The 13,568-nt window shown below is 53.7% G+C and carries 9 protein-coding genes; 8 read left to right on the top strand and 1 reads right to left on the bottom strand.

The annotated features are described in order from the left end of the window. Positions 1-16 precede the first annotated feature (16 nt). From gudD to RIN69_RS17855, 4 genes are all read left to right on the top strand, one after another. Entirely contained in the window at positions 17-1,357 is a 1,341-nt protein-coding gene (gudD, locus tag RIN69_RS17870; protein ID WP_313853466.1) for a glucarate dehydratase, read from the top strand. 48 nt (positions 1,358-1,405) lie between these two features. After that, the gene (garL, locus tag RIN69_RS17865) at positions 1,406-2,176 is read left to right on the top strand and encodes a 2-dehydro-3-deoxyglucarate aldolase (protein ID WP_313853465.1); all 771 of its coding nucleotides are present in this window, start codon (positions 1,406-1,408) and stop codon (positions 2,174-2,176) included. 25 nt (positions 2,177-2,201) lie between these two features. Beyond that, a complete protein-coding gene (gene garR, locus RIN69_RS17860; RefSeq protein ID WP_313853464.1) occupies positions 2,202-3,086 on the top strand; it encodes a 2-hydroxy-3-oxopropionate reductase in 885 nt (294 codons plus the stop codon). Between the two features lie 72 nt (positions 3,087-3,158). Then, entirely contained in the window at positions 3,159-4,304 is a 1,146-nt protein-coding gene (locus tag RIN69_RS17855) for a glycerate kinase (RefSeq protein WP_313853463.1), read from the top strand. A gap of 53 nt (positions 4,305-4,357) precedes the next feature. Here RIN69_RS17855 and barA read toward each other — a convergent pair whose 3' ends face one another. Next, entirely contained in the window at positions 4,358-7,099 is a 2,742-nt protein-coding gene (barA, locus tag RIN69_RS17850; RefSeq protein WP_313853462.1) for a two-component sensor histidine kinase BarA, read from the bottom strand. A 107-nt stretch (positions 7,100-7,206) separates the two neighbouring features. Between barA and rlmD the strand changes: the two genes are divergently transcribed. From rlmD to pyrG, 4 genes are all read left to right on the top strand, one after another. Continuing rightward, positions 7,207-8,523, top strand: coding sequence for a 23S rRNA (uracil(1939)-C(5))-methyltransferase RlmD (rlmD, locus tag RIN69_RS17845; RefSeq protein ID WP_313853460.1), 1,317 nt, complete (start codon positions 7,207-7,209; stop codon positions 8,521-8,523). Positions 8,524-8,556: 33 nt separating this feature from the next. Continuing rightward, the gene (relA, locus tag RIN69_RS17840; protein ID WP_313853459.1) at positions 8,557-10,794 is read left to right on the top strand and encodes a GTP diphosphokinase; all 2,238 of its coding nucleotides are present in this window, start codon (positions 8,557-8,559) and stop codon (positions 10,792-10,794) included. Between the two features lie 54 nt (positions 10,795-10,848). Then, entirely contained in the window at positions 10,849-11,631 is a 783-nt protein-coding gene (gene mazG, locus RIN69_RS17835) for a nucleoside triphosphate pyrophosphohydrolase (protein ID WP_313853458.1), read from the top strand. 269 nt (positions 11,632-11,900) lie between these two features. Continuing rightward, positions 11,901-13,538, top strand: a complete 1,638-nt coding sequence (gene pyrG, locus RIN69_RS17830; protein WP_313853457.1) for a glutamine hydrolyzing CTP synthase — start codon at positions 11,901-11,903, stop codon at positions 13,536-13,538. Positions 13,539-13,568 lie beyond the last annotated feature (30 nt).

Genomic DNA, 13,568 nt, shown 5'->3' with positions numbered 1-13,568 from the left:
TAAAAGGATAACCGTTATGAATCAACAGAGTGCGACACCATTAATTAAATCACTTCAGGTCATTCCGGTGGCCGGTTACGACAGTATGCTGCTGAATCTGAGTGGTGCGCATGCGCCATTCTTTACCCGTAACATTGTGATTATAAAAGATAATGCCGGACATACCGGCGTCGGTGAAATTCCCGGTGGCGAGAAAATTCGCCAGACTTTGGTTGAGTCGGAAGCCCTGCTGACCGGTAAAGGTATTGGTGAGTACAAAAACCTGCTGAGCGAAGTGCGCAACACCTTTGCCGATCGCGATGCCAGCGGACGCGGTAACCAGACTTTCGATTTGCGCACCACCATACATGTGGTGACCGGTATTGAAGCGGCGCTGCTCGATCTGTTGGGCCAGCACCTGGGCGTCAATGTCGCCAGCTTATTAGGCGATGGTCAGCAGCGCGATCGCGTAGAGATGCTGGGCTATCTGTTTTACGTTGGCGACCGCCGTAAAACCTCACTGCCATATCAGAGCCAGAGCGACGAGCAGTGCGACTGGTATCGTCTGCGCCACGAAGAGGCCCTGACGCCAGACAGCGTGGTGCGGCTGGCCGAAGCGGCATATGAAAAATACGGCTTTAATGACTTTAAATTAAAGGGTGGGGTGCTGGCAGGCAGTGAAGAAGCCGAAGCGGTCACCGCGCTGGCAAAACGCTTTCCGCAGGCACGGATTACCCTCGATCCGAATGGTGCATGGTCGCTGAATGAAGCGATTGAATTAGGGAAGCAGTTACGTGGGGTACTGGCCTATGCTGAAGATCCTTGCGGGGCTGAACAGGGGTATTCCGGGCGTGAAGTGATGGCGGAGTTCCGTCGCGCCACCGGTTTGCCGACGGCCACCAATATGATTGCCACCGACTGGCGGCAGATGGGGCATACGCTCTCTTTACAGTCGGTGGATATTCCGCTGGCCGATCCGCATTTCTGGACCATGCAAGGTTCGGTTCGCGTTGCGCAAATGTGCCACGACTTCGGCCTGACCTGGGGTTCTCACTCAAATAACCATTTCGATATTTCGCTGGCGATGTTTACCCATGTTGCCGCCGCCGCGCCGGGCACTATTACCGCCATTGATACCCACTGGATTTGGCAGGAGGGCAATCAGCGCCTGACCAGACAACCTCTGCAAATCAAGGGCGGCATGGTGCAGGTACCGCAACAGCCGGGGCTGGGCGTCGAGCTGGATATGGATCAGGTGATGAATGCCCATGCGCTGTATCTAAAACATGGTCTTGGCGCACGCGATGATGCGCAGGCGATGCAGTTCCTGGTGCCTGACTGGCGCTTTGATAATAAACGTCCTTGTCTGGTGCGCTAAACCTTATGGCCGTGCCGATGCCGTGCGGCCAAATTTACAGGAGTGATTATGAGCGAGACACATTATCCCAACCGTTTTCGTCAGCGCCTGCTGAGCGGTGAAACCTTGATCGGCAGCTGGTGTGGGCTGGCGAATCCAATTACCACCGAAGTGTTGGGATTAGCCGGATTTGACTGGTTATTGCTGGACGGTGAGCACGCACCCAACGACATCACCACTTTTGTCCCACAGCTGATGGCGCTGAAAGGCAGCCCGAGCGCGCCAGTTGTGCGTCCGCCGTGCAATGAGCCGGTGATTATTAAACGCCTGCTGGATATCGGTTTTTATAACCTGCTGATTCCGTTCGTTGAAACGGAAGAGGAAGCGCGGCGGGCGGTCGCTTCTACGCGTTATCCACCGGCGGGCATTCGTGGCGTTTCGGTTTCGCACCGTAGCAATATGTATGGCAGCCAGGCAGATTACAACCTGACGATTAATGACAACATCAGCGTGCTGGTGCAGATCGAAACTCAGCAGGCGGTGGATAACATTGATGCCATTGCTGCGGTTGACGGGGTTGATGGCATTTTCGTCGGCCCGGGCGATCTCTCTGCGGCGCTCGGTTATCTCGGCCAGCCGGCACATCCTGAAGTGGTAAAAGTCATTAAGTATATTTTTGACCGCGCCAAAGCCGCCGGCAAGCCGAGTGGCATTCTGGCACCGGTGGAGACTGATGCCCGTCGTTACCTCGAGTGGGGTGCCGGTTTCGTGGCGGTAGGCAGTGATTTAGGCGTATTTCGTGCCGCCACTCAGGCGTTGTGCGACCGTTTTAAAAAATAACTGAATAATCAGGGGAGACGCAGCAATGAAAATTGGATTTATTGGTCTTGGCATCATGGGTAAGCCAATGAGTAAAAACCTGCTGAAGGCGGGTTACAGCGTGGTGGTGCGCGATCACAATGTCGAAAATGAGGCTGAACTGGTCGATGCCGGTGCCACCGTGGCGAAAAGCGCAAAAGCGGTAGCGGAACAGTGTGAAGTGATCATTACCATGCTGCCAAATTCGCCGCAGGTTAAGCAGGCGGCGCTGGGTGAAGATGGCATTATTGACGGTGCGAAGCCGGGCACAGTAGTGATCGATATGAGCTCTATCGCGCCGCTTGCCAGCCGTGAAATTCATGATGAGCTGGCGAAGAAAAATATTCGCCTGCTGGATGCGCCGGTCAGCGGCGGTGAACCTAAAGCGATCGACGGCACGCTGTCGGTAATGGTCGGCGGTGATAAAGCGTTGTTTGATCAATGCTATGACATCATGAAAGCGATGGCCGGTTCGGTGGTGCATACCGGTGAAATTGGTGCCGGCAATGTGACCAAGCTGGCGAATCAGGTGATTGTGGCGCTGAATATTGCCGCGATGTCCGAGGCGCTGACGCTGGCTACTAAAGCCGGAGTTAATCCGGATCTGGTGTATCAGGCGATTCGCGGTGGACTGGCAGGCAGCACGGTGCTGGATGCCAAAGCGCCAATGGTGATGGATCGTAACTTCAAGCCGGGTTTTCGTATCGATTTGCATATCAAAGACCTCGCCAATGCGCTGGATACTTCCCACGGCGTCGGCGCGCAGCTGCCGCTGACCGCCGCGGTAATGGAGATGATGCAGGCGTTAAAAGCCGATGGTCTGGGCACTGCCGACCACAGCGCACTGGCCTGCTATTATGAGAAGTTAGCCAGGGTTGAAGTCTCACGGTAATACAGCCATTCGGCGTCTGGCCGCGCCGATGGATTGTCTTTTTCGACCAGCTCAACAGCGCTCGGACAACCTATGAAAATAGTTATCGCACCGGATTCATATAAAGAGAGTTTATCCGCCTTACAGGTCGCCACGGAGATAGAGGCGGGCTTTCGTGAAATTTTTCCTGACGCGCAATACGTGAAGCTGCCGGTTGCGGATGGCGGCGAAGGAACGGTTGAAGCGATGGTGGCGGCGACGGAGGGGAAGATCGTCAGGCTGAACGTGACCGGCCCGCTGGGTGAGCAGGTCGAAGCGTTTTATGGTCTTTCCGGTGATGAAAGCTGTGCCTTTATCGAAATGGCCGCCGCCAGCGGCTTAGAGTTGGTACCGGCGGCGCAGCGCGATCCGTTAATTACCACCTCATGGGGAACCGGTGAATTGATCCGCAATGCGCTGGATAACGGCGTGCAGCATTTTATAATTGGCATCGGCGGCAGTGCGACTAATGATGGCGGCGCAGGGATGGTGCAGGCGCTTGGCGCACGGCTGCTGGATAAGCAGGGTCAGCAAATTGGTTATGGCGGTGGTGAGCTTACTCAGCTGGACAGCATTGATATCAGCCAGCTGGATAAGCGCATCCGTGATTGCCGGTTTGAAGTCGCCTGTGACGTGACCAATCCCCTGACCGGTGATGAAGGCGCATCGGCAGTTTTCGGCCCGCAGAAGGGGGCGACGCCGCAGCTGGTGGCACAGCTGGATCGGGCACTGGAACACTATGCGAAAATTATTCAGCGCGATCTGGATATCGATGTGCTGCATGTGCCGGGCGGTGGTGCTGCCGGTGGTATGGGCGCCGCGCTACAGGCTTTTTGCCATGCGGAACTGCGCCGCGGCATTGAGATAGTTACCGAGGCATTGGGGCTGGACGCACTGGTGCAGGACGCCACGCTGGTGATTACCGGCGAGGGGCGTATCGACAGTCAGACCATTCACGGTAAGGTGCCGATCGGCGTGGCAAAAGTGGCGAAGCGCTATAACAAGCCGGTTATTGGTATTGCCGGTAGCCTGACCGAAGATGTCGGAATAGTACACCAGCATGGTCTGGATGCGGTTTTCAGTGTGATCTACAGTATTTGTACGCTGGAAGAGGCGCTGGATAACGCTGCAGAGAATGTGCGGATGACCGCGCGTAATATTGCCGCGAGTATCGCGATTGGGCGCGCGACAGGCAATTAACACCCGCCGCGGTGGGTGGCGTAGGGGAGCCGTTATCGGCTCCCACTCTGCGGTCAGGCTTGCGGCAACAGCCGACTCAACACTTCTTTCGCCAATCCAACCACATTTTCCATCTCATCCAGTAACTCCAGCAGTTCTGGCTCGATGGTTATGAGGTCGGCATCCAACCGTAGATGATGCTCAAGCTGCTGACACAATTGCTTCAGTCGGGGCACGCCGCTGTAACTGGCGCTGCCGTGCAGCTTGTGAATCATGTCACGCAGGCCGATGGTGTTATTATCACGCAGATTTTGCTCAACTTTTTCTCGTACTTCCGGCAGAAAATCGACCAGCATTTGCAACAGATCGCGCGCCAGATCGGTTTTGTTGGCCGCCTGTCGCAGCGCCAGTTGCCAGTCGAGAGAAGGAGAAACCTGCGGCAGCAGTGGCATGTCGCGTTGCACACCCGGAGAATAACGCGCCAGCAGATGGCTGAGTTTTACCTCATCAATCGGTTTAGCCAGATAATCATTCATGCCCGCTTTAATCAGCCGCTCGCGTTCGCCATCAATGGCATGAGCGGTAACGGCAACAATCGGAGTATTAACGTGCTGTGGCAGCTCACGAATGATTTCACTGGCGCGAATGCCGTCGATTTCCGGCATCTGAATATCCATCAGAATAATATCCAGCTTCTGCGCGCGCGCCTGCTTAATCGACTTCTCACCGCTGTCACATAACACGATATGGTCAACCTGCTCTTCGAGTAAGGCGCCGATCAGTTTCAGGTTGGCCGGATTATCATCCACTGCCATTACCGTCAGTGGCAGGCGGCTGCGTACCGGCAGATCGTAGAGTTTACGCGCCAGTAGATCGAGAAACAGCGGGATCAGGCGCGTCATTGACACTGGCTTAATCATGCAGCCATCAACACCACGCGCTTTTAGCTCTTCAGCATAAATCTGCATCTGGCACGGCAGCGCCAGAATCAGGCAATCGGTGCGCTCCAGTAATGAATCCAGCAGTTCATCCGAAATCTCCGTATTCTGGCTTTGCATTACCGGAATTCCCATCAGCAGCACATCGTAATGGCTTTCCGACAAGCCGTTAATCGAGGTGCTGTAGCTGACGCACATTGGGGTCGCGCTGAGAATATCCAGCGTAGCCTGTGCTGCCGCCGGGTTGGCTTCAACATAAGCCATGCGCTTACCTTGCAGGCAGTCAAGCGCGCGTGGATCGCTGGCAGCGTTCGGATTAAGTTCCAGATTGACATGAAACCAGAAGGTTGAACCGTGATTCAGCCTGCTGTGAAAAGAGATATCACCACCCATTTCATTGACCAGCTTTTGCGTAATCACCAGCCCTAATCCGGTACCGCCGTGGCGGCGGGAGATACTGGCATCAGCCTGACGAAATGCCTGGAACAGCTGCGACTGCTGCTTTTCCGAAATGCCAATGCCGGTATCATGCACCTGAACTTCCAGTTCGATCTTATTATTGCCCTGCGATCGTTTTTCAATGCGGATATCGATGTTGCCGCGTTCGGTAAACTTAATCGCATTCCCCAGCAGGTTGGTGACAATTTGCTGCAGGCGTAGCGGATCGCCAATGACGTTATCCGGCACGTCGCCCTGAATATTGATGGTCAGCTCCAGACCTTTCTCATGAGCGGCCTGAGCCAGCAGCACTACGGTTTCATCCAGCGTGGCGCGCAGCGGGAATGGAATGGTTTCCAGCACCAGTTTGCCAGCTTCCAGCTTCGAAAAGTCGAGAACGTCGTTAATAATGCTGAGCAGGTTATTGGCCGAGCGCTCAATGGTATGCATATAGTCACGCTGGGTGACGTTAAGCGGCGTTTTCAGCGTCTGGCGGGTAAAACCAATGACTCCGTTGAGCGGAGTACGCAATTCATGCGACATATTGGCGAGGAATTCAGATTTAATACGCGCCGCTTCCTGAGCGCGCTTCTTCGCCAGGTCGAGCTCTACGTTCTGAATCTCCATCTGTTCCAGCGTTTCACGCAGATCGGAGGTGGCCTGATCGATATTTTGCTGCATCTCTTCGTGATAGGCGGTCAGCGACATTGCCATCGAGTTGATACCGTTTTTCAGCACGTCCAGCTCGCCAAGCATATAGCCCTCGACCCGGCTGTCGAGCTGGCCACGTCGGATGCGGTCTACGGTACTGACCATATTGCGAATCGGCCCGGTCACGTCGCGCATCAAACGGTAGGCAAACAGCATGGCGATACACAGGCAGAACAGCAGCAGCAGGGTAGAGATAAATACCTCTTTGTACTGCTGTAAACGCACCGATTGCAGATCCAGTTCAATGGCGACATAGCCGAGTGGATTACCGGTCGGTTTAGCATCGTGCCCTGGTGATTCATCGGGATAATAACTTTCCGAGACAATCGGCGTGCGCAGGATCATTGCGTTGCCGCGTCGCTCTATTGAGATTGAGGTAGGAAGCTGCTGATTGTCGGGAATGCGCAACAGATCGGGATTAAGCTGATAATTCGAGGTGACGAACAGCTGATTTTTATCATTAAACACGGTTATGGCGCGCACGATATCCGAGTGGCGGCGATGCAGCAGGCTGACTAACTGACGCACCGATTCGCGACTGTGAAACGTCATGCCATATTCACTGGCGACCGCCAGCGGTTCAATAATATTGGCACCTGCATCCACCAGCTGGCGCTGCAATTCGTTATAGCGGTGAACGACAAAAAAGGTACTGAGCAGCAGCCCGATCATTAAGGTCGGTGCCAGTATTAAAATCATCATTCTTGCCCGCAGGCTGTATTTGGTCATGGATTTCCAATATGCGACAATAGAATTATCTACGTCCGGGCTTTCATCGCGAACATCACTGTTCCGCCAGCTCACCGTATCTACGAATTCAGAGACTTAATTTTATAATGGCGCAATTCTACTCTGCAAAACGGCGCGTGACGACCCGCCAGATAATTACTGTCACCGTTGATGAACTTGATCCCTTCGGACAAGGCGTGGCTCGCCATAATGGCAAGGCGCTGTTTATCAGCGGCGCACTGCCCGGAGAGCAGGTCGAGGTCGATATCACCGAAGATAAACGCCAGTTTTCCCGTGGCAAAGCCAGGCGCATTTTAACCGCCAGTGAGCAGCGGGTTAAGCCGCTCTGCCCGCATTTTACCCAATGTGGAGGTTGTCAGCAGCAACATGCCGCGCTGCCGTTGCAGCAACAGAGTAAAGCCCGTGCGCTGGCACGCATGCTGTCGCGTGAATCCGCTCAGCCGGTCGCAGTGGATGAAATCATCGGCGGCAGTGCTTACGGCTATCGCCGTCGTGCACGGCTTGGGCTTAATTATCAGCCGAAAAGTCAGAGTTTGCAGATGGGTTTTCGTAAAGCGGCATCAAACGATCTGGTTAATATCACCCAGTGCCCCATTTTGAAGCCCGAACTTAATGCATTAATTCAGCCGTTGCATCAGTGTCTTAGCAGTTTACAGGCGGTGCGACGTCTTGGTCATGTTGAGCTGGTACTGGCGGATAACGGTCCACTGCTGGTTTTACGCCATCTTGATAAACTTAATGCCGCTGACAGGTTAAAACTGGAACAGTTTTCGCATAAGCATCAGCTGGCGCTGTTTCTTGCCGCCGATAGCGACAGCCTGGAGCAGGTCAGTGGCGAAATGCCTTATTATCAGTCAGATAGTATGAAACTGACGTTCAGCCCACGCGATTTTATCCAGGTCAACGATCGGGTGAATCAGCAAATGGTGGCGCAGGCATTGGCGTGGCTGGATCTGCAAGCGGATGACAAGGTGCTGGATCTGTTTTGCGGTATGGGCAACTTCACGCTTCCGCTGGCAAAATCAGTACAAAATGTTGTTGGTGTGGAAGGTGTTGCAGCATTAGTCGCTAAGGGTGCGTATAATGCTCAACTTAATAATCTGAGTAATGTGACGTTTTATCATCAAAATCTTGAGGAAGATGTCACACGCCAGCCCTGGGCGGCGCAAGGATTTACAAAAGTGTTACTGGATCCCGCCAGAGCGGGGGCACCGGGTGTGATGCAACATATTATCAAACTTGCACCGCAACGCGTTGTCTATGTTTCTTGTAATCCGACTACACTTGCCCGTGATAGTCAGGAATTACTGACATCCGGTTACCAACTGGAAAGGGTCGCGATGCTCGATATGTTCCCACATACCGGCCATCTTGAGTCCATGGTGCTGTTCAGCAAAACGTAGTGCCCGAATGAACGGGCTTTGCCAGGAGAGGATATGGTTGCGGTAAGAAGTGCACATTTGAATACGGCTGGCGAGTTTGCGCTCGACCAATGGATCACCAGTTTGGGGATCTCAAACCAGCAGTCATGTGAACGACTGGCCGAAACCTGGCGATATTGCGAAGCTGCCACCAGCGGACATGCCGATCAGGCTATTTTACTGTGGCGCGGCATCGAAATGGTGGAAATCCTGACGATGCTGAGCATGGACAATGACAGCCTGCGCAGCGCCTTGCTGTTCCCGCTGGCGGATGCGGGGGTCGTCACTGAAGACGTCCTCGAAGAGAAGTTTGGCAAAGCTATCGTCTTGCTGGTGCATGGCGTACGCGATATGGATGCCATTCGTCAGCTTAAAGCCACCCATAACGACTCAATGGCCTCAGAGCAGGTGGATAATGTCCGCCGCATGCTGCTGGCGATGGTGGAAGATTTCCGCTGCGTGGTGATTAAACTCGCAGAGCGTATTGCCCATCTGCGTGAAGTCAAAGATGCGCCGGAAGATGAGCGCGTGCTGGCGGCCAAAGAGTGTACCAATATCTATGCACCGCTGGCTAACCGCCTCGGGATTGGTCAGCTGAAATGGGAGCTGGAGGATTTCTGCTTCCGTTATCTGCATCCTGAAGAATATAAGCGCATTGCCAAACTGCTGCATGAGCGCCGCATCGACCGTGAACAGTATATCGATACCTTTGTCGACAATCTGCGCACTGAGATGGCGAAAGAGGGCGTGAAGGCCGAAGTGTATGGCCGCCCGAAGCATATCTACAGTATCTGGCGCAAAATGCAGAAGAAGTCGCTGGCCTTTGATGAACTGTTTGACGTGCGTGCCGTGCGCATTGTTGCCGAGCGTTTACAGGACTGCTACGGCGCGCTTGGCACGGTACATACGCTGTACCGCCATTTACCCGACGAATTCGATGATTATGTGGCGAATCCAAAGCCTAACGGCTATCAGTCGATTCACACCGTGGTATTAGGTCCGCAGGGTAAAACCGTAGAGATTCAGATCCGTACGCGCCAGATGCATGAAGATGCCGAGCTGGGCGTGGCGGCACACTGGAAGTACAAAGAGGGGCCGTCTGCCAGCCAGGGCCGCAGTGGCGCTTCCGGCCATGAAGAGCGCATTGCCTGGCTACGTAAACTGATCGCCTGGCAGGAAGAGATGGCGGATTCCGGTGAAATGCTGGATGAAGTACGCAGCCAGGTATTTGACGATCGTGTGTATGTGTTTACGCCAAAAGGTGATGTGGTCGATCTGCCGGCCGGTTCAACGCCGCTCGACTTCGCTTATCATATTCACAGTGATATCGGTCATCGCTGTATCGGTGCCAAAATCGGTGGGCGTATCGTGCCCTTCACCTATCAGCTGCAGATGGGCGATCAGATCGATATCATCACCCAGAAACAGCCGAACCCAAGCCGTGACTGGCTTAATCCTAACCTCGGCTATGTCACCACCAGCCGCGGGCGCTCGAAGATTCACGCCTGGTTCCGTAAGCAGGATCGTGACAAAAATATTGTTGCCGGCCGCCAGATCCTCGACAACGAACTGGATCAGCTGGATATCAGCCTGAAAGAAGCAGAAAAACTGCTGTTACCGCGCTATAACGTCAATAGCCTCGATGAGCTGCTGGCGGCGATTGGCGGCGGCGATATTCGTCTCAATCAGATGAGCAATTTCCTGCAATCGAAGCTGAATAAGCCGAGCGCCGAAGAGGAAGATCGTGAAGCGCTGCGCCAGCTTACGCAGAAAACGCAATCGGCCACGCCGCGCTCTAAAGAGAGCGGCAGGGTAGTGGTGGAGGGCGTTGGTAATCTGATGCATCACATTGCCCGCTGCTGCCAGCCGATTCCCGGCGACGATATCGTTGGCTTTATCACCCAGGGGCGCGGCATCTCTATTCACCGCGCCGACTGTGACCAGCTGGCTGAGCTGATCGATCATGCGCCGGAACGAATTGTTGATGCGGTTTGGGGGGAAAGTTACTCCAGCGGTTACTCGCTGGTGGTACGGGTTACCGCCAACGATCGCAGCGGGCTGTTGCGGGATATCACCACCATTCTTGCCAATGAAAAGGTCAATGTGCTCGGCGTATCCAGCAGGAGCGATACCAAAAAGCAGCTGGCTACCATCGATATGGATATCGAAATCTATAACCACCAGGTACTGAGCCGCGTACTGGCACGACTGAATCAGTTGCCGGATATTATTGACGCCAGACGGTTACACTAATTCCAGGATGGGAGCCGAAAGCGGCTCCCGACACAATAAATTTCAAGGACCTCAATGAACGCTCTCGATCGCCTGCTGGGCATCATGAAAACCCTGCGCGATCCGCAGAACGGCTGCCCGTGGGATCGCCAACAAACCTTCGCCACCATCGCTCCTTACACGCTGGAAGAAACCTATGAAGTGCTGGACGCCATCCAGCGCGAAGATTTTGCCGATTTGCGCGGCGAGCTTGGCGATCTGCTGTTTCAGATCGTGTTTTACGCGCAAATGGCCAGCGAGCAAGGCCGGTTCAATTTCGACGATATTTGCCACGCCATCAGCGATAAAATGGAACGCCGTCATCCGCATATTTTTGGCGATGCACAGCCGGCAGACATCGAACAGCGAGTGGCGCAGTGGGAACGCAACAAAGCGGCCGAACGTGCTGAGAAAGCACAGCATTCGGCGCTGGATGATATTCCTGATGCGATGCCTGCGCTGATGAAAGCCTATAAAATACAGAAGCGTTGTAGTGCGGTCGGTTTTGACTGGGACTCGCTGGGCCCGGTGTTGGGAAAAGTGCACGAAGAGATTGATGAAGTGATGCACGAAGCGCAGCAGGCGGTAGTGGACGAAGAGAAGCTGGAGGAGGAGATTGGCGATTTGTTATTTGCCACCGTTAATCTTTCGCGCCACCTCGGCAGCAAGGCGGAAACGGCACTGCAAAAAGCCAACCGTAAATTCGAACGTCGCTTCCGTCAGGTCGAACACATTATTGCCGAAAGAGGGCTGACGATGAGCGAAGCCACTCTTGAGCAGATGGAAGAAGCCTGGCAACAAATCAAGCAGCGAGAATAGTATTGCTCCAGCGGCGGCCTTTTCGCCGCCGCTGCTGAGTATTTACCCAATTTCATTTTCACTAACTCGATTCAGCAAAAAATATTTTAACAAGGTTATTATGACCAAAATCAATCTGGCTAACGGCTTAGTGCGATAATTTAGTCTGATAAATACGGCGGCGCGCACACAACCAGAAACGATCAATTGTGGGCTCAGGGGGTTTCAAGTATACTGTTTTCCCGTCCTGGTTATTCCATCGTCTTTAAACCTAAACTCTCAGGTTCAGCATGACAACGAATTATATTTTTGTGACCGGCGGGGTCGTATCCTCTCTGGGCAAAGGCATTGCCGCAGCCTCACTGGCCGCTATCCTCGAAGCTCGTGGTCTTAACGTGACCATCATGAAACTGGACCCGTATATCAACGTGGATCCGGGCACCATGAGCCCTACACAGCACGGTGAAGTCTTTGTTACCGATGACGGCGCTGAAACCGATCTGGATTTAGGTCACTACGAGCGTTTCATCCGTACCAAAATGTCACGCCGCAACAACTTTACCACTGGCCGTATCTACTCTGAAGTGCTGCGTAAAGAACGCCGCGGCGACTATCTGGGTGCGACCATCCAGGTTATTCCGCACATCACCAATGCCATCAAAGAGCGCATCATTGAAGGCGGCGAAGGTCATGACGTTGTACTGGTCGAAATCGGCGGTACCGTTGGTGATATCGAATCGCTGCCATTCCTTGAAGCAATTCGCCAGATGGCGGTTGAAGTTGGCCGCGAGCATACGCTGTACATGCACCTGACACTGGTGCCGTACATGGCGGCAGCGGGTGAAGTGAAAACCAAGCCGACCCAGCACTCGGTTAAAGAGCTGCTGTCGATTGGTATCCAGCCAGACGTGCTGATCTGCCGTTCCGATCGTGCGGTACCCGCCAATGAACGTGCGAAAATCGCGCTGTTCTGTAACGTGCCGGAGAAAGCAGTAATTTCTCTGAAAGACGTTGATTCTATCTATAAAATCCCAGGCATGTTGAAATCACAGGGCCTTGACGATTATATTTGTAAACGATTCAGCCTGAACGCGCCGGAAGCTAATCTGTCCGAGTGGGAGCAGGTAATTTATGAAGAAGCCAATCCGGGCGGTGAAGTCACCATCGGAATGGTCGGCAAATATGTTGAATTGCCGGATGCCTATAAATCAGTGATTGAAGCACTGAAGCATGGCGGCCTGAAGAATCGTGTTACCGTCAATATCAAGCTGATCGACTCGCAGGATGTTGAAACCCGTGGTGTCGAATTACTGAAAGATTTGGACGCTATCCTGATCCCGGGTGGTTTTGGTTACCGTGGTGTGGAAGGCAAGCTGATGACCGCGCAGTACGCGCGTGAGAACAATGTGCCTTACCTTGGTATCTGCTTAGGTATGCAGGTGGCACTGATGGAGTTCGCCCGCAATGTCGCAGGCATGGAAGGCGCAAACTCTACAGAATTTGTGCCAGACTGTAAGTATCCGGTAGTTGCGTTAATTACCGAATGGCGTGATGAAGAAGGCAATGTTGAAATGCGCTCCGAACAGAGCGATCTGGGCGGTACTATGCGCCTTGGCAGCCAACAGTGCCAGTTGACCGATGATAGCCTGGTTCGTCAGATGTATGGTTCTGACACCATTGTTGAGCGTCATCGTCATCGCTATGAAGTGAACAATATGCTGTTGAAGCAAATCGAAGCGGCTGGATTACGTGTTGCAGGTCGCTCCGGGGATGACCAACTGGTTGAGATCATTGAGATCCCGAACCATCCATGGTTTGTTGCGTGTCAGTTCCACCCGGAATTTACCTCAACACCTCGTGACGGGCACCCGCTGTTTGCCGGCTTCGTCAAAGCGGCAAGCGAGTACCAGAAGCGTTTAGCGAAATAATATAGCAACGCACGCGCACCAGCGATGCCG

Source organism: Winslowiella toletana (assembly GCF_032164335.1).
Classification (GTDB): domain Bacteria; phylum Pseudomonadota; class Gammaproteobacteria; order Enterobacterales; family Enterobacteriaceae; genus Erwinia; species Erwinia toletana_A.
The sequence above is the reverse complement of the archived record's forward strand: the minus strand, read 5'-3'. Positions and strand labels throughout refer to the sequence as shown.